15 protein-coding genes are annotated in these 16,375 nt (G+C 64.8%); 10 read left to right on the top strand and 5 right to left on the bottom strand.

All coding sequences use genetic code 11. The features are described from left to right. Positions 1-54: 54 nt before the first annotated feature. Both oxc and NR187_RS09275 read right to left on the bottom strand, forming a co-directional pair. Complete coding sequence (gene oxc / locus NR187_RS09280) at positions 55-1,788, bottom strand: oxalyl-CoA decarboxylase (RefSeq protein WP_256806315.1); 1,734 nt, start codon at positions 1,786-1,788, stop codon at positions 55-57. A gap of 74 nt (positions 1,789-1,862) precedes the next feature. Continuing rightward, a complete protein-coding gene (locus NR187_RS09275) occupies positions 1,863-2,555 on the bottom strand; it encodes a GntR family transcriptional regulator (RefSeq protein ID WP_211383539.1) in 693 nt (230 codons plus the stop codon). Between the two features lie 347 nt (positions 2,556-2,902). Here NR187_RS09275 and NR187_RS09270 point away from each other — a divergent pair, with 347 nt between their 5' ends. The 8 genes from NR187_RS09270 (at position 2,903) to NR187_RS09235 (ending at position 13,066) form a co-directional block, all read left to right on the top strand. Beyond that, a complete protein-coding gene (locus NR187_RS09270) occupies positions 2,903-5,032 on the top strand; it encodes an acetate--CoA ligase family protein (RefSeq protein ID WP_256806314.1) in 2,130 nt (709 codons plus the stop codon). Positions 5,033-5,093: 61 nt separating this feature from the next. Then, complete coding sequence (locus NR187_RS09265) at positions 5,094-5,942, top strand: IclR family transcriptional regulator (protein ID WP_211382989.1); 849 nt, start codon at positions 5,094-5,096, stop codon at positions 5,940-5,942. Positions 5,943-6,047: 105 nt separating this feature from the next. Beyond that, on the top strand, positions 6,048-6,848 hold the full coding sequence (locus NR187_RS09260; protein WP_211382990.1) for an NYN domain-containing protein: 801 nt from the start codon (positions 6,048-6,050) through the stop codon (positions 6,846-6,848). Between the two features lie 85 nt (positions 6,849-6,933). Next, positions 6,934-8,736, top strand: coding sequence for an adenine deaminase (locus tag NR187_RS09255; RefSeq protein WP_211382991.1), 1,803 nt, complete (start codon positions 6,934-6,936; stop codon positions 8,734-8,736). Between the two features lie 152 nt (positions 8,737-8,888). Continuing rightward, positions 8,889-10,679 carry a glyoxylate carboligase gene (gene gcl, locus NR187_RS09250; RefSeq protein WP_256806313.1) on the top strand — a complete coding sequence of 597 codons (1,791 nt, stop codon included), beginning with the start codon at positions 8,889-8,891 and terminating at the stop codon, positions 10,677-10,679. Positions 10,680-10,691: 12 nt separating this feature from the next. After that, positions 10,692-11,477 (top strand): hydroxypyruvate isomerase, encoded by a 786-nt coding sequence (gene hyi / locus NR187_RS09245; RefSeq protein WP_211382993.1) that lies wholly within the window; start codon positions 10,692-10,694, stop codon positions 11,475-11,477. Positions 11,478-11,647: 170 nt separating this feature from the next. Then, positions 11,648-12,559, top strand: a complete 912-nt coding sequence (locus tag NR187_RS09240; RefSeq protein WP_249128951.1) for a 2-hydroxy-3-oxopropionate reductase — start codon at positions 11,648-11,650, stop codon at positions 12,557-12,559. Between the two features lie 123 nt (positions 12,560-12,682). Beyond that, positions 12,683-13,066, top strand: a complete 384-nt coding sequence (locus NR187_RS09235; protein ID WP_211382995.1) for a DUF1236 domain-containing protein — start codon at positions 12,683-12,685, stop codon at positions 13,064-13,066. 39 nt (positions 13,067-13,105) lie between these two features. Here NR187_RS09235 and NR187_RS09230 read toward each other — a convergent pair whose 3' ends face one another. From NR187_RS09230 to NR187_RS09220, 3 genes are all read right to left on the bottom strand, one after another. Further along, positions 13,106-13,483, bottom strand: a complete 378-nt coding sequence (locus NR187_RS09230) for a VanZ family protein (protein ID WP_211382996.1) — start codon at positions 13,481-13,483, stop codon at positions 13,106-13,108. A gap of 76 nt (positions 13,484-13,559) precedes the next feature. After that, the gene (locus NR187_RS09225) at positions 13,560-14,156 is read right to left on the bottom strand and encodes a thiamine pyrophosphate-dependent enzyme (protein WP_249128952.1); all 597 of its coding nucleotides are present in this window, start codon (positions 14,154-14,156) and stop codon (positions 13,560-13,562) included. Positions 14,157-14,178: 22 nt separating this feature from the next. Next, a complete protein-coding gene (locus NR187_RS09220; protein ID WP_211382998.1) occupies positions 14,179-14,745 on the bottom strand; it encodes a thiamine pyrophosphate-binding protein in 567 nt (188 codons plus the stop codon). A 246-nt stretch (positions 14,746-14,991) separates the two neighbouring features. Here NR187_RS09220 and NR187_RS09215 point away from each other — a divergent pair, with 246 nt between their 5' ends. After that, complete coding sequence (locus NR187_RS09215) at positions 14,992-16,041, top strand: hydroxyacid dehydrogenase (RefSeq protein ID WP_211382999.1); 1,050 nt, start codon at positions 14,992-14,994, stop codon at positions 16,039-16,041. Positions 16,042-16,160: 119 nt separating this feature from the next. Continuing rightward, positions 16,161-16,373 carry a hypothetical protein gene (locus NR187_RS09210; protein ID WP_211383000.1) on the top strand — a complete coding sequence of 71 codons (213 nt, stop codon included), beginning with the start codon at positions 16,161-16,163 and terminating at the stop codon, positions 16,371-16,373. The last annotated feature ends 2 nt before the right edge of the window (positions 16,374-16,375 follow it).

Here is a 16,375-nt window from a genome sequence, read left to right as displayed (position 1 = left end):
TCCGTACTCTGTCTGCCCCTGCTAACCACAGGGAATAAAGGGTTGAGGGGGGACTTACTTCTTCTTCTGCAGAACGCTCTGCGGATTGAGGTTGCCGATGCGGCCGCTCTCCGAACCCGCGGCCGGATCGATCACCGCGTTGATGAGCGTCGGCTTGCCCGAGGCCATCGCCTCGTTGACGGCACGCTTGAGCTCGTCGGGCGAGGTGGCGTTCACGCCGACGCCGCCGAAGGCTTCCATCATCTTGTCGTAGCGCGCGCCCTTGACGAACACCGTCGTCGCTGGATCGGCGTTGACGCTGTTGACGTCGGTGCCGCGATAGATGCCGTCATTGTTGAAGATGACGACGCAGATCGGCAAATTGTAGCGGCAGATGGTCTCGACCTCCATGCCGGAGAAGCCGAAGGCGCTGTCGCCTTCCACTGCGAGCACGGGGTGGCCGGTCTCGAGGGTCGCGGCGATCGCCTGGCCCATGCCGATGCCCATCACGCCCCAGGTGCCGACGTCGAGACGCTTGCGCGGCTTGTACATGTCGATGACGCCGCGGGCGAGGTCGAGCGTGTTGGCGCCCTCGTTGACGAGGATCGCCTCGGGATACTCCTTGACGACGTTCTTCAGCACGCCGAGCGCGCCGTGATAGTCCATCGGCGACTTGTTGTTCATGAGCTTCGGCGCCATCTTGGCGACGTTCTCTTCGCGCTTGGTCGAAATCGCCTTGGTCCATTCGGCGGGCGGGACGCTCCAGCCGGAGGCCATCGCCTGGTTGAAGGCCGAGACGACCGAGCCGATGTCGCCGACGACGGGCGCGACGATCTCGACGTTGGAGTCCATCTCCCGCGGCTCGATGTCGACCTGGATGAACTTCTTGGGTGCGTCGCCCCAGTTCTTGCCCTTGCCGTGCGAGAGCAGCCAGTTCAGCCGCGCGCCGATCAGCAGCACGACGTCGGAATCTTTCAGCACCGTGGAGCGCGCAGCACCTGCGCATTGCGGATGGGTATCGGAGAGGAGGCCCTTGGCCATGCTCATCGGCAGGAACGGGATGCCGCTCTTCTCGACGAAGGTCTTGATCTCCTCGTCGGCCTGCGCGTAGGCAGCGCCCTTGCCGAGGATGATCAGGGGACGCTTCGCCGCCTTGAGCACGTCGAGCGCGCGCTTGATCGAAGCGGGCGAGGGGATCTGCGCGGGCGCAGCGTCGATCACCTTGACCAGCGACTTCTGGCCGGCATCGGCGTTCATCACCTGGCCGAACAGCTTTGCCGGCAGGTCGAGATAGACACCGCCCGGACGGCCCGAGACCGCGGCGCGGATGGCGCGGGCAAGGCCGATACCGATGTCCTGGGCGTGCAGCACGCGATAGGCCGCCTTGCACAGGGGCTTGGCAATCGCGAGCTGGTCCATCTCCTCGTAGTCGCCCTGCTGGAGGTCGACGATCTCGCGCTCGGAGGAGCCCGAGATCAGGATCATCGGGTAGCAGTTGGTGGTGGCGTGGGCGAGTGCGGTGAGACCGTTGAGGAAGCCGGGCGCGGAGACGGTGAGGCAGATGCCGGGCTTCTTGGTGAGGAAGCCGGCGATGCCCGCCGCGTAACCGGCGTTCTGCTCGTGACGGAACGAGATCATGCGAATGCCGGCGGCCTGCGCCATGCGGCCCAAATCCGTGATCGGGATGCCCGGCACATTATAGATGGTAGTAATGCCGTTCAGCTTGAGCGCGTCGATGACGAGATGAAAGCCATCCGTCAGTTCCTGCTCGGTGCCCGGTGCTTCGGACTTGGTCGCGGTATTCAGCATGGGCCTTGTCTCCCTGGTCTCAAGATGCCGTTTAGGCTTTGTGGGCGAATTGCTCGCCCTTCTGGTGAACGTTGCTAGAAGAGTTCCTGACCGTGCGCTTCGACGTAAGCTGCAAGGCCAAGGGTGTGGTCGCGAGCGCGCTTCTCGGCGAGGTCGGTATCGCGCGCCTCCAGGGCTTCGATCATGCCCATATGCTCGGGCAGGGAGGTCGCGGTGCGATCCTTGCGTCCGATCGTCAGTTGCCGGTAGCCGCGCACGTGCAGCAAGAGGTCATTGGTGAGGTCGACCAGCACCGGCGATTCCGACAGCGAGATCAGTGCCTGGTGGAAGGCGATGTTGGCGCGCGAATATTCCTCGACGTGATCCTCGGGCAGGCGGTCCTTGCTGAAATCCTTGAAGTAGTCGCGCAGCGCCGTGATGTCCTTCTTGCGCGCGGTGGTGGTGATGAGGCGGGCCGCCATGCTCTCCAGCGCCGCCCAGGCGCGGATCATGTCGACGATCTCGCTCTTGGTCCGGCGCACCACCATGATGCCGCGGCGCGGAACGGTCTTCACGAAACCGTCCTGCTCGAGCATCGCAATGGCTTCGCGGATCGGTGTGCGGCTCACACCGAGGCGTTCGGACAGCGCTCGCTCGTCGAGCATCACCGGCTCGGGCGTCGAGTAGATGTCCATCTTGAGGATGGCTTCCTTCAAGGCGTCATACGCCTTGTTCTTGAAGCTGCTCTCCGGGGCAATACGAACGATTGCGATATCTGCCTCGGCCATGTTCGGCAACGCCTTGGTTGGTTTCCGCAGTGACACGACGAATCTCCTCCAGTGGGAGTCGTCTTTTACAGGATTATTAACTGGAAAGTTTTTGGCATACCAAATGCCAGAATGTCAAGCTGCCTATTTTTTGCGGCATTCTAGGCAATGCGGTCGCTTGACAAATTGGCTTCTGGCATACCAAATGCCATCGCCAGCCATTTTTGATCCAAAGCGGCGGAGTAGCCTCGGCTTTATGCCACTCCATTCCGCGACATGGAACAGAGCGCGGCGAATGGCAAGCATCACGGGCAGCCGCACACGCGCGCGCTTTGAAAAGAACGAACCGAGGTCAAGGGAGAAGCCACATGTCCAATTCCAAAGATGCCGTCCGCAAGGTGCTCGACCAGGTCAAGGCGGACAACCGCACCAGCCTGACGGCGCCGGAAGGCAAGCTGGTCTGCGACGCCTACGGCATTCCGGTGCCGAAGGAAGGCGTGGCGAAGTCGGCCGGCGAGGCCGGCAAGATGGCCTCCTCGATGGGCTTCCCGGTGGTGATGAAGATCGTCTCGCCGGACATTCTCCACAAGACCGAAGCCGGCGGAGTCATCGTCGGCCTCAAGACGGCGCAGGATGCCGAGAAGGCCTACGAGACCATTCTCGGCAACGCCAGGAAGTACAAGTCCGACGCCAAGATCGAAGGCGTCCAGGTGCAGCAGATGCTGGCCGGCGGCACCGAGGTGATCGTCGGCTCGATCACCGACGGCTCGTTCGGCAAGCTCGTCGCCTTCGGCCTCGGCGGCGTGCTGGTCGAAGTGCTGAAGGACATCACCTTCCGCCTCGCGCCGGCGACCAGGGAAGACGCGCTCTCGATGCTCGACGGCATCCAGGCGCATGAGATCTTGAAGGGCGTTCGCGGCGGAGAGCCGGTGAACCGCACGGCGCTGGCCGATGTGATCGTCAAGGTCTCGCAGCTCGTCACCGATTTCCCTGAAATCGTCGAGCTCGACCTCAACCCGGTGTTTGCGACGGCGAAGGACGCGATCGCCGCCGACGTCCGCATCGTCGTCGATTTCGCCTATGTGCCCAAGCCGAAGCCGCGCCCGACCGAAGAGATCGTCGCGGCCATGAGCCGTATCATGCAGCCGAAGGGCGTCGCCGTGATCGGCGCCTCCGCCGAGGACGGCAAGATCGGCAACTCCGTGATGAAGAACCTGATCAACGGCGGCTACAAGGGCGAGATCTATCCGATCCACCCGAAAGCACCGGAGATTCTCGGCTACAAGGCCTACAAGAGCGTCAAGGACGTGCCGGGCGTGATCGACACCGCGGTGTTCGCGATCCCCGCCAAGTTCGTTGCCGGCGCGCTCGTTGAATGCGGTGAGAAGAAAATCCCGGGTGCGGTTCTGATCCCGTCGGGCTTCGCCGAAGCCGGCGCGCCCGAGCTGCAGGCCGAGATCGTCGAGATCGGCAAGAAGTACGACATCCGCCTGATGGGGCCGAACATCTACGGCTTCTACTATACACCCGCCAATCTCTGCGCGACCTTCTGCACCGCCTACGACGTCAAGGGCCACGCGGCGCTGTCCTCGCAGTCGGGCGGCATCGGCATGGCCATCATCGGCTTCTCGCGCTCGGCCAAGATGGGCGTGTCCGCGATCGTCGGCCTCGGCAACAAGTCCGACATCGACGAGGACGATCTGCTCGCTTTCTTCGAGCAGGACCCGAACACGAACCTGATCGCTCAGCATTGCGAGGATCTCAAGGACGGCCGCGCCTTCGCGGAAGCCGCCAAGCGCGTCTCCAGGAAGAAGCCGGTCGTCGTGCTCAAGGCCGGCCGCACCTCGGCCGGCGCCAAGGCGGCCTCGTCGCACACCGGCGCGCTCGCCGGCAACGACAAGATCTACGAGGACGTCCTGGCGCAGTCCGGCGTGATCCGCGCCCGCAGCCTGCGGCAACTGCTCGAATTCGCCCGCGGCGTGCCGGTGCTGCCGACGCCGAAGGGCGAGAACGTGCTGATCATCACCGGTGCCGGCGGCTCGGGCGTGCTGCTGTCGGACTCCTGCGTCGACAACGGCCTGTCGCTGATGTCGATGCCGCCGGATCTGGATGCGGCCTTCCGCAAGTTCATCCCGCCGTTCGGCGCGGCCGGCAATCCCGTGGACATCACCGGCGGCGAGCCGCCGATCACCTATGTCAACACGGTCAAGCTCGGCCTGTCGGATGAACGCATCCACTCGCTGATCCTCGGCTACTGGCACACCATCGTCACGCCGCCGATGGTGTTCGCCCGCAACATGGTCGAGGTGAAGAAGGAGATGGAGGCCAAGGGTTTCGTGAAGCCGATCGTGGCCTCGCTCGCCGGCGACGTCGAGGTCGAGGAAGCTGCCGAATATCTGTACCAGAACGGTATCCCGGCCTATGCCTACTCGACCGAACTGCCGGTCGAGGTCCTAGGCGCCAAGTACAAATGGGCGCGCGGGGCAGGGCTGCTCTGAGACGACGATACCCATTCACCTCTCCCCGCGTGCGGGGAGAGGTGAGAACAGTCAGGTCGCGATGAGCAAGAACGTGATCCGGCGCAAATCGCTCGAGCCCAGGTCGCCCGTGGAGGCCGATCACGAGGCGCGCGACGGCGGCGTGCAGTCCGTCGACCGCGCGCTGTCGATCCTCGAGACGCTCGCCGAAGACGACGAGGGCTATCGCCTCAGCGACCTCGCCGTGCGGACCGGCCTGTCGGCCTCCACCGTCCACCGCCTGCTCGCCACGCTGGAAAGCCGCCGCTTCGTGCAGTTCGACCGTGCCGAATCCAAATGGCATGTCGGCGTGCGCAGCTTCACGGTGGGCGCGAGTTTTGCCCGGCGGCGCAATTTCACGGCGCAGGCGATTCCGTACCTGCGCAAGCTGCGCGATCTCACCCGTGAAACCGCCAATCTCGCTGTCGTCGACGACGAGTTCATCATCGTGCTGACGCGCATGGAGAGCCGCGAGATCATGCGCTCGCTGACCAAGGTCGGCGGCCGCGTTCCCATGGTGACGTCGGGCGTCGGCAAGGCGGTGCTCGCGACCTATTCCGACGAGGACGTCGGCGCCGTCATCCGTCATCACGGCATGCCGCGCCTGACGGAGAAATCCATCGTGCGTCCGAGCGACCTCTTCAAGGAACTCGCGACGATCCGGAAGCAAGGTTTTGCGGTGGACGACGAAGAGGCCGAGATGGGTCTGCGCTGCGTCGCCGCCGTGGTCTACAATGCGCTCGCCGAGCCGCTCGCCGCGATCTCCGTCTCAGGTCTGACCAGCCGCGTCACCGACGCCCGGCTGCCGGAGATCGGCCGCGTGGTGCGGGATGTGGCGGCGGAACTGACGGCGGCACTGGGCGGCGTGATGCCGGCGGCCAAGCCGGATTGAGCAGAGTTTGCGTTCCGGCGCGCCTCTTGAAAAATCAGGTCTGGCGGCAAGAGCCCCAACATCGGTATATCGATCAACCGTTGTCGCATCCTTTTGGGGAATGTCATGCCGTCCGAGCTCCGTTCGCCCCGTCTTGCCGTCCTGATCGATGCCGACAACGCGTCCGCCAAGATCGCGGATGGACTGTTCGAGGAGATTGCCAAGATCGGCGAGGCCAGCGTTCGCCGCATCTACGGCGATTTCTCCAATGCCAGGTCCAGGGGCTGGGCCGACATCCTGTCCAAACACGCCATCATCCCGCAGCAGCAGTTTGCCTATACGACTGGGAAGAATGCGTCCGACATCACCCTGGTCATCGACGCCATGGACCTGCTTCACAGCGGCCGGTTCGACGGCTTTTGCCTGGTGTCGTCCGACAGCGACTTTACCCGCCTGGCCGCCCGCATCCGGGAGCAGGGCATCGACGTCTTCGGGTTCGGCGAGCAGAAGACGCCGGAGAGCTTCCGGCAAGCCTGCCGCAGGTTCGTCTACACGGAGAACCTGCTGGCCGCCCCGGCGAACACACAGGAGGCCGCCTCGAGATCGGCGTCGCTTCAGCCGCTTGATGCGGCGACCCCCATCATCAAGAAGGTCATTACCCAGATGGAGAGCGAGGACGGCTGGGTGACGCTCGGGGAAGTCGGCCGCCAGCTTGCCAACCTCGCTTCCGATTTCGATCCGAGAACGTTCGGCTTCCGCAAGCTGAGTGACCTCGTGCGAAAGACGAATTCCTTCGAGATCGACGAGCAGAATGGGAGGTCGATGCGGATCCGGGTCAAGCCCGCTGCCGCACCAGCCCCGAGACGGCGGAACTCGCGCAGACCTGCAAGGCCAGGGACGCCAGGCGGTTCGCCGCCCAAGGCGTAAGCAGGACCTGCCGTTATATTTGCGCTTGCCCGGTCCGGCGCAGGGCGTAACCATCGCGTGGCCATAACGCCATGCGAGGGTCCCGATGACCAAACTCACCCGCTTCGCCGTCGCACCCCTGCATTCGATGACCCGGCGTCTGGCCGATGTCGCTTCCGCGCGTCTCGGGCCGGATCTCGTCGTCACCGGCGCGCGGGTGCTCTCGACCTATTCGGAACGCATTCATCCCGGGCGGGAGGTCTGGATCACCGGTGGCCGCATCGCTGCCGTGAAGCCGGCCGGCATGGCCAGGAAGGTGTGGAGCGACGTTGCGGTTTATGACGCGGCCGGCGGCATTATCGCGCCGGGGTTGGTCGACCCGCACATCCACATCGAATCCTCGATGGTGACGGCCTGCGCCTATGCCGAGGCCGCGCTCCTCAACGGCACCACCACGATCTTCTGCGACAGCCACGAGATCGGCAACGTCATGGACGTCGCCGGCGTCGAGGCGATGCTCGAGGATGCGCGCGAGGCGCCGCTCTCGATCTTCCTGACGGTGCCGTCGACGGTGCCGGCCACGTCGGCGGAACTGGAGACCGCCGGCGGCGATCTCACGCCCGACAAGATCGCCGCCCTGTTCGACCGCTGGCCGGAAGCCGTCGCGCTCGGCGAGAAGATGGATTTCGTGCCTGTCGCCATGGGCGACGAGCGCAGTCATGCGATCCTCGCCGCCGCCTTGAAGCGCGGACGCCCGGTGTCCGGACACGTCTACGGCCGCGAGTTTGTGGCGGCCTATGCGGCGTCTGGCGTCACCGATACGCACGAGGCGATCGACCGCGACATCGCCGACGATTTGCTCGATGCCGGCGTCTGGGTCTTCCTGCGCGGGGGACCGCCGACTACGCCGTGGCACTCGCTGCCGCAGGCGATCCGGACCATCACCGAGCTCGGCGCCTCGCACAAGCGCACCGCGGTGTGCACCGACGACCGCGATGCCGACGACCTCCTTCTGTTCGGTCTCGACTGGGTGGTGCGCGAGGCCGTGAAAGCGGGGATGTCGCCCGAGCAAGCATGGTCGATGGGCTCGCTGCATGGCGCGACGCGCTTCAACATGGACAGCGACATCGGCGGGCTCGGCGGTGGCCGCCGCGCCGATCTGGTGCTGACGGACGACAATCTAAAGCCGCAATGCACCTGGTATGGCGGCGAGCTCGTGGTCGAGAACCGCAAGATCACCTCCCGGCTCGATCAGGCGCTGTCGCAGCGCTATCAATATCCAAAGGCGGCCTATGCGACCGTGAAGCTGCCCGAGAAGGTCAAGCTGACGCCGGCGCTGCCGGCCAAGGCCTGCACCGTCAACGCGATCAGGACCGCACTGCCGGGCATCACGCTGATCCACGAGAAGGTCGCGATCGAGCCCGCAAAGGACTGGCCGTCGCTGTTCGCGCGCTATGGCCTGTGCTTCGTCACGGTGGTCGAGCGCCACGGCAAATCCGCCGGCAACGTCGCCTATGGCCTGCTGAAGGACTTTGGCCTGAAGCGGGGCGCGGTCGCTTCCAGCGTCGGGCACGACAGCCACAACATCATCGTTGCCGGCACCAACGAGGGCGACATGCAAGTGGCGATTGCCGCGATCAAGCAACACCAGGGCGCCGTCTGTGTCGTCGCCGACGGCAAGGTGAGGGCGCTGGTTCCGCTGCCGATCGCCGGCCTGCTGTCCGACAAGCGCGTCACCGAGGTGGCCGAAGAGGTTAAGGTGTTGAAGAAGGAATGGGCGGAAGCCGGCTGCACCATCCCCTACATGGGCTTCAATCTGATTCCGCTATCGGTCATTCCGGAAATTCGCATCACCGACAAGGGCCTCGTGCTGGTGCCGCAGATGGAGCTGGCGCCGCTGTTCGAGTGATCCGCTTTCACGCCTGTCTTCGCCTAACTGACTGAAGCCGCCGCGATTTTTCCGCGGCTGCCGCATCGTGGAAAATAAAATCGATCTCGTTGAGATCGCATCTTGCGCGCCTGATGATCCCGCTCGCTGACGCAACCTGAGCGAGGTCCGATATGGCGAAGATGCGAGCTATCGATGCTGCCGTGCGTATCCTGGAGAAGGAAGGTATCTCGACCGCCTTCGGCGTTCCCGGGGCTGCGATCAACCCGCTTTACTCGGCGCTGAAGAAGCGCGGCTCGATCCGCCACATTCTTGCGCGCCATGTCGAGGGCGCCTCGCACATGGCCGAGGGCTACACGCGGGCGAAGGCCGGCAATATCGGCGTCTGCATCGGCACGTCGGGGCCGGCGGGAACCGACATGATCACCGGGCTCTATTCGGCGATCGCCGATTCCATTCCGATCCTCTGCATCACCGGCCAGGCGCCGCGCGCACGGCTCTACAAGGAGGATTTTCAGGCGGTGGATATCGAGTCGATCGCAAAGCCCGTGACCAAATGGGCGGTGACGGTGCGCGAGCCGGCGCTGGTGCCGCGCGTGTTCAGCCAGGCGTTTCACGTGATGCGCTCGGGGCGGCCGGGACCGGTGCTGATCGACATGCCGCTCGACGTGCAACTCGCCGAGATCGAGTTCGACGACGAGACCTATGAGCCGCTGCCGGTCTACAAGCCAGCCGCGACGCGCAAGCAGGTCGAGAAGGCGCTGGACATGCTCAACGCCGCCGAGCGTCCGCTGATCGTCGCGGGTGGCGGCGTCATCAACGCCGACGCCTCGGACCTCCTGGTCGAATTCGCCGAGATCGCGAACGTGCCGGTAGTGCCGACATTGATGGGGTGGGGCGCCATCCCCGACGACCACGTGCTGATGGCCGGCATGGTCGGCCTTCAGACCAGCCACCGCTACGGCAACGCCACGATGCTCGAATCCGATTTCGTGCTCGGTATCGGCAACCGCTGGGCCAACCGTCACACCGGCTCGGTCGAGACCTACACCAAGGGCCGCACCTTCGTGCATGTCGACATCGAGCCGACCCAGATCGGGCGGGTGTTCAATCCCGATCTCGGCATCGTCTCGGACGCCAAGGCCGCGCTTGAACTCTTCGTCGCCGTCGCCAGGGAGTGGCGCCGGTCGGGCAGGCTCCGCGAGCGCCAGGCGTGGCCCGCGGCCTGCCGCGATCGCAAGCGATCGATGCTGCGCAAGAGCCATTTCGACAACGTCCCGATCAAGCCGCAGCACGTCTACGAGGAGATGAACAAGGCTTTCGGCCGCGATACCACCTATGTTACCGTGATCGGCCTGTCGCAGATCGCCGGCGCGCAGTTTCTGGGTGTCTACAAGCCGCGCAACTGGATCAATGCGGGGCAGGCAGGTCCGCTCGGCTGGACGCTGCCCGCCGCGCTCGGTGTGCGTGCGGCGTGTCCCGATCGCGCCATCGTCGCGCTCTCCGGCGACTACGACTTCCAGTTCCTGATCGAGGAGCTGGCGGTCGGCGCGCAGTTCAATCTGCCCTACATCCACGTCGTCGTGAACAATTCCTATCTCGGCCTGATCCGTCAGGCCCAGCGCGGCTTCGACATGGACTACCACGTCCAGCTCTCCTTCGAGAACATCAACGCGCCCGAACTCGGCGGCTACGGCGTCGACCATGTCGCAGTCGCCGAGGGGCTCGGCTGCAAGGCGATCCGCGTCACCGACCCGAAGGACTCGCAGGCCGCATTCGCGACCGCGCGCGAGCTGATGGCGAAGCATCGCGTGCCCGTGGTGGTCGAGTTCATCCTCGAACGCGTCACCAACATCGCGATGGGCACGGAGATCGACAACATCGTCGAGTTCGAGGAGGTGCTGGATCTGCCACTCGACGAGGTCGAGCGGGCGCGGCCGGGCGTGTTGCAGCCGGCAGAGTAGGAGCACAGCATCATGCCGAAATTTGCCGCCAACCTCACCATGCTCTTCAACGAGATGCCGTTCGTCGACCGCTTTGCCGCGGCGAAGGCGGCGGGCTTTTCCGGGGTGGAGTACCTCTTCCCCTATGATTTCGACAAGGCGCTGTTGCGCGAGCAGCTCGATGACCATGGGCTGACGCAGGTGCTGCACAATCTGCCAGCCGGAAACTGGGCAGCGGGTGAGCGCGGCATCGCGATCCTGCCTGATCGCGTCGCCGAATTCCGCGACGGCGTGTTCCGCGCTATCGACTATGCCAAGGCGCTCGATTGCGAGCAGCTCAACTGCCTGGTCGGCATCGCGCCTGTCGACGCCGATCCGCGCGAGCTCAACGAGACGCTGGTCGGGAACCTGCGCTTCGCCGCCTCGACGCTGGCGCGGGAGAACATCAAGCTGCTGGTCGAGCCGATCAACACGCTCGACATTCCCGGCTTCCACCTCAACGGTACCGAACAGGCAGTGCAGCTGATCTCCGAGGTGAGGTCGAACAATCTCTTCATCCAGTACGACATCTATCACATGCAGATCATGGAGGGCGATCTTGCCCGCACCATGCAGGAATATCTGCCCCGGATCGCGCACATCCAGCTCGCCGACAATCCCGGCCGCCACGAGCCCGGCACCGGCGAGATCAACTATCCGTTCCTGTTCCGCCACCTCGACGCGATCGGTTATCGCGGCTGGATCGGCTGCGAATACAAGCCGCGCACCACGACGCTGGAAGGCCTGTCCTGGCACGCCGCGCAGACATTCGAGACGTGAAACTGTAGCCGCAGCGACGGTGCGCTCCCTCTCCCACCTGCGGGAGAGGGGAGGGCTCGTTGAGGTGCACTGAGAAAATCCCCGGTGGAAGGAGCCCTCACCCGGCGCTCTGCGCCGACCTCTCCCGCAAGCGGGAGAGGAGCACCGAGCGCGTGGATGAAACTTCACTAATGCAACTGAGAGAAACCAAAACCATGATCGAAATCGGCTTCATCGGACTTGGCACCATGGGACGGCCGATGGCCGGCCATCTTCTGGCCGCTGGTCATCGCGTTCTCCTGCATGACGTCGCCCCGGTCCCGCCCGAGCTGATCGCGGCCGGCGGTGTCGCCTGCAAGTCGGGCAAGGAGGTCGCGGAGGAGGCCGATGCCGTCATCATCATGGTGCCGGATACGCCGCATGTGGAAGCCGTGCTGTTCGGCAAGGACGGCGTTGCCAGTGGTATCTCCAAGGGCAAGATCGTGGTCGACATGAGCTCGATCTCGCCGCTCGCAACGAAAGAGTTCGCAAAGAAGATCGAGGCACTCGGCGCGGATTATCTCGACGCCCCGGTGTCGGGCGGGGAGGTCGGTGCCAAGGCGGCGAGCCTCACCATCATGGTCGGCGGCCCCGAGCGCGCCTTTGGCACCATGAAGCCGGTCTTCGACAGGATGGGCAAGAACGTCACCCGGGTCGGCGCCAATGGTGATGGCCAGACGACGAAGGTAGCCAACCAGATCATCGTCGCGCTGACGATCGAGGCGGTGAGCGAAGCGCTGCTGTTCGCATCGAAGGCCGGCGCGGATCCGGCGCTGGTGCGGCAGGCACTGATGGGCGGCTTTGCGTCGTCGCGCATTCTCGAGGTGCATGGCGAGCGCATGGTGAAGCGCAATTTCGATCCGGGTTTTCGCATCGAGCTGCACCAGAAGGATCTCAACCTCGCGCTCGAAGGCGCCCGCGCGCTCGGCCTGTCGCTGCCGAGCACGGCAGTGGCGCAGCAATTGTTCTCGTCCTGCACCGCGCATGGCGGCAAGGGTTGGGACCACTCGGCGATGGTGCGCGCGCTGGAACTGATGGCAGGGCACGAGATTTCGGCGGTGTAAGTGTTACACAGTAACACTCTCCAGATTTGCCAGATTTGGCCTGTCTTTCGTCACGCGGGAACCGGAACAATGGTCCGGCCCCGCGGGTTGTGAGCGCAGGACAATCACTGGAGACATAAGCACATGAAAACCCGTCTTGCGATTTCGTTGGTTGCCGCGTCACTGCTGGCGTCGAGTGCAGCCTTTGCTCAGTCGACGACCGAACAAGGCGCCAGGAACGGCGCACGCGCTGGCGGCGACATTGGCGGCCCGGTCGGAGCCATGGTCGGCGGCACGGTCGGTGCGGCCGTCGGTGCTGGCCTGGAAATCCCGAATGCGATCCTGGGTGGAATCCCGCGCGATGACTCCGTGGTGGTTCACGAGCGCGTCGTGGTCGGCGAGCCGCTGCCCGCGACCGTGGTGCTGCGCCCCGTGCCCAACTACACCGAATATCGTTATGCGGTTGTGAACGATCGCCGCGTGATCGTGGAGCCGCGCACACGCCGCGTCGTCAAGATCATCGACTGATCGGACGTTGAGCTTTGAAGAGGCGGGCCCTGCGGAGCATCACTCCGCGGGGCCTTGGCTTGTCAGGGCCGAATTTGCGCGAAACCGGGTCCTGACCCAATCGGCGATGGCCGCGAGCGTGAAGCCGACGCAGGCGGTGCCGGCATCGACCAGAAAGTCCTCGAGCCGCGCGTGCCGTCCCGGCGCCCAGAATTGCATCAGCTCGAGCAGGCCGATCAGGACCACCGAGATGGCCGCGACGGACGTCCGGCGGCTCCGGTAGGCGAGGCCGAAGGCGAATCCCACCAGGATGAACGCAAGGGCATGTTCGCCGTCCTGGCCGAGGTCGGAATGGGGCCGCAGGCCGGGCGGGCCGAGGGTTGCAAAGGCGACGGCGGCGGCAAGCAGCCAGGCGGAGGAGCGAACCAAAATGGACATCCGATCCGCTTAGCACGGATTGCAGCAGCCTGCCGGGGCGCCGGCATCAGATCGCCGTGTAGTTAATGACGAAACTTTAAAGTGGCTCGCGCACGCCGAGCCCGTGCATGAAGCGTTCCCGGATCTGCACGGGATCCCTGCGGGTGGCCCCCACGCCCGGCTTGTCGTCGATGCGGACGGCGATCAGGCTGGGCTCGCCAGCCGCCATGGCCTCGTCGACCAGCCGCTCGAAATCCTCCTCGTCCGCCGCCCAGGCGCTGTTGCCAAGGCCCGACCCGGCAGCGATGGCGACGATGTCGGCCACGCTGGACGCCGGCGTCGGCTGCGCGCCGGTGATCTGGTAGATGCCGTTGTCCATCACGATCATGATGAGGTTCTTCGGCTTCAAGGCCGCGATGGTCGAGAGCGCGCCGAGCTGCATCAGCAGCGAGCCGTCGCCTTCGAGCGCGAAGACGCGGCGATCGGGCTGCGCCAGCGCCACGCCCAGCGCGATCGGGAAAGCGAGGCCCATGCTGCCCAGCATATAGAAATTCTGCGGGCGATGGCCGGCGGCCCAGAGGTCGAAATTGGTGTTGCCGATGCCGCCGATCACGGCTTCCTCGTGCTTGAGTTTTGCGATCAGGCGCGAGGTCACATCGAAGCGGTTCATCACCTTGGTATTGCGCGTGTTCATTTTAGAACTCATTTGGCCGACCTCACTTGTCGAAAGTCTTGCCGCCGGTGAGCAGCGGGTTGAGGATCAGCGCCACCGGCGCCTGCGTGGTGACGGCCTGCTTGATCGAGCGGTCCGCAATGAATTCGAGTTCGTCGAGCCGGGTGATGGTGTGGTGTTCGAGCGCCAGCGAATCCAGCACCGGACGCATGGTGCGGCAGACCAGCGACTGGCCGTAGTTGAACTCGCCGAGCGTGCCGCGCTCGGAGACGAACATGATCAGCGGAATCTGGTAGGGCACCGCGAGCGAGGCCAGCACGTTGGCGAGCGTGGCAAAGCCGGACGTCTGCATCAGCACTGCTCCGCGTCGTCCGCCCATCCAGGCGCCCGAGACGATGCCGACGGCCTCCTCCTCGCGGGCGGTGGCAAAGGTGGTGAAGAACGGATCGGCGTGCAGGTTCTTGATCAGCGGCGTCAGCACGCGGTCGGGCACGTAGGGGATCAGGCTGATCTCGTTCCGCTTCAGGGTTTGCTGCACGATGCCGTGCCAGCTCCTGTCGCTGGACTCCTGTTTCGCCTGGGGCGAGGACTGCTGTTCCGCAATCGCCATTGCGTTCTCCCTTCAGCCGCGCATGCTTCTTGGTTTTTCGGACGTCACGGCGGTCTGCCGAACTTGACGCGGCGGGCCGGATTGTCAACATGTCCGGGCCGGACCGTGATCTGCGCCAGATGGCCTGCCGCGGCCGGCACCGCCATGTCATAGGGGGCGGCAACGAAAAAAAGCGGAGGGACGCATGGAAGGGGTGCTCGATGCGCCGGCCTTGCGGATCTCCTCGAGAGAGCCGGAAGGGTCCTGATGTCCGTCAACAGCAAGCGCGTCTTCTACTCCAATTATTTGGCCAATCCGATCTACATCGACATCCTGAAGGCGCGGCCCGACGTCCGGCTCGATCGCATCGAGAACGAGAGCCCCGAGGATTTCTACGCGCCGATCATCAGTGCCGCCCATGTCTACCAGATCGGCGCCGCCCGCGACGAGCTCGCGCCTCATTTCCATGTCGACGCCGCCTTCCTGAAGCGGACGCCGAACCTGCTGCTCGTCTCCAGCAACGGCGCCGGATTCGATCCGGTCGACGTCGAGGCCTGCACGGACGCGGGCGTGCTGGTCGTCAACCAGTCCGGCGGCAACGCCCATTCCGTGGCCGAGCACGCGCTGGCGATGATGCTGACCTTGTCCAAGCGCATCATCCAGTCCGATCGCCGCCTGCGCCGCGAGCGCGACGTCAACCGCAACGAGCTCGTCGGCAACGAGGTCGAACACAAGACCGTCGGTATCATCGGGCTCGGCAATGTCGGCCGCCGCATCGCCGCATTGTGCAAGGGCCTGCTCGGCATGAAGGTGCTGGCCTATGATCCGTACCTGTCGGCCGAGGTGATGGCCGAGCGCGGCGGCGAGAAGGTCGAGCTCGATGAGCTGTTGCGCCGCGCAGATTTCGTCTCGATCTCCTGCCCGCTCAACAAGGGCAGCCGCAACATGATCAGCGTGCGCGAGTTTGGGCTGATGCAGCCGCATGCCTATTTCGTCACCACGGCGCGCGGCTTCATCCATGATGAGGACGCGCTGCTCGGGGCGTTGCGCGACAAGCGTATTGCCGGCGCCGGCCTCGACGTCTGGTCCAAGGAGCCGCCGCCGCCGGAGCATCCGCTGCTCCAGCTCGACAACGTGCTGGCGAGCCCGCATACCGCAGGCGTCACCATCGAGGCCCGCCAGAACATGGGCCGGATCGCCGCCGAGCAGGTTCTTGACGTGCTGGACGGCAAGCGTCCGCCGCGCCTGATCAATCCGGAGGTCTGGCCGGTCTACGCGGAGCGTTTCAAGCAGGCCTTCGGGGTGACGCCGGGGTAGGGGCCGCCGGAACGACACGGTGGCGAGAACCGCCCTCCCACCTTGATCCGCGTCAAAATCCCCCTCCCGCAGTCAGGCTAAATGGGATTAGAGTGCCGCCGGGGCAGGCAGGAGGTCCCATGTCAACTTATGTCGTCAGGTTCATGAAGGACGTGCTCGGCCAGTACGGCCGGCAGATCGAGGTGTGCCAAGGCACGCTCGAGATCGACGCCTCCGATGAGGACGAGGCCCGGGAGCGGGCGAAGGCCAGGTTTTGCAAGGACCAGGCGTTGCATCACTGGTCGTTGCATGCCGACCGCATCCAGGTCAGACCGGCTGACTTTCCGTCGTGAGA

It is taken from the genome of Bradyrhizobium sp. Bra64 (assembly GCF_024519875.1).
GTDB lineage: Bacteria > Pseudomonadota > Alphaproteobacteria > Rhizobiales > Xanthobacteraceae > Bradyrhizobium > Bradyrhizobium japonicum_G.
This window is presented reverse-complemented; position numbering and strand designations above follow the sequence as displayed.

Excerpts from the sequence above, each read along its gene's own strand:
- NR187_RS09260 (WP_211382990.1), top strand. The coding sequence starts at position 6,048 with ATGCCGTCCGAGCTCCGTTCGCCCCGTCTTGCCGTCCTGATCGATGCC.
- NR187_RS09225 (WP_249128952.1), bottom strand. The coding sequence starts at position 14,156 with ATGAACACGCGCAATACCAAGGTGATGAACCGCTTCGATGTGACCTCG.
- NR187_RS09240 (WP_249128951.1), top strand. The coding sequence starts at position 11,648 with ATGCAACTGAGAGAAACCAAAACCATGATCGAAATCGGCTTCATCGGA.
- NR187_RS09270 (WP_256806314.1), top strand. The coding sequence starts at position 2,903 with ATGTCCAATTCCAAAGATGCCGTCCGCAAGGTGCTCGACCAGGTCAAG.
- hyi (WP_211382993.1), top strand. The coding sequence starts at position 10,692 with ATGCCGAAATTTGCCGCCAACCTCACCATGCTCTTCAACGAGATGCCG.
- NR187_RS09235 (WP_211382995.1), top strand. The coding sequence starts at position 12,683 with ATGAAAACCCGTCTTGCGATTTCGTTGGTTGCCGCGTCACTGCTGGCG.
- NR187_RS09215 (WP_211382999.1), top strand. The coding sequence starts at position 14,992 with ATGTCCGTCAACAGCAAGCGCGTCTTCTACTCCAATTATTTGGCCAAT.
- NR187_RS09265 (WP_211382989.1), top strand. The coding sequence starts at position 5,094 with ATGAGCAAGAACGTGATCCGGCGCAAATCGCTCGAGCCCAGGTCGCCC.
- NR187_RS09230 (WP_211382996.1), bottom strand. The coding sequence starts at position 13,483 with ATGTCCATTTTGGTTCGCTCCTCCGCCTGGCTGCTTGCCGCCGCCGTC.
- NR187_RS09220 (WP_211382998.1), bottom strand. The coding sequence starts at position 14,745 with ATGGCGATTGCGGAACAGCAGTCCTCGCCCCAGGCGAAACAGGAGTCC.
- oxc (WP_256806315.1), bottom strand. The coding sequence starts at position 1,788 with ATGCTGAATACCGCGACCAAGTCCGAAGCACCGGGCACCGAGCAGGAA.
- gcl (WP_256806313.1), top strand. The coding sequence starts at position 8,889 with ATGGCGAAGATGCGAGCTATCGATGCTGCCGTGCGTATCCTGGAGAAG.
- NR187_RS09275 (WP_211383539.1), bottom strand. The coding sequence starts at position 2,555 with ATGGCCGAGGCAGATATCGCAATCGTTCGTATTGCCCCGGAGAGCAGC.
- NR187_RS09210 (WP_211383000.1), top strand. The coding sequence starts at position 16,161 with ATGTCAACTTATGTCGTCAGGTTCATGAAGGACGTGCTCGGCCAGTAC.
- NR187_RS09255 (WP_211382991.1), top strand. The coding sequence starts at position 6,934 with ATGACCAAACTCACCCGCTTCGCCGTCGCACCCCTGCATTCGATGACC.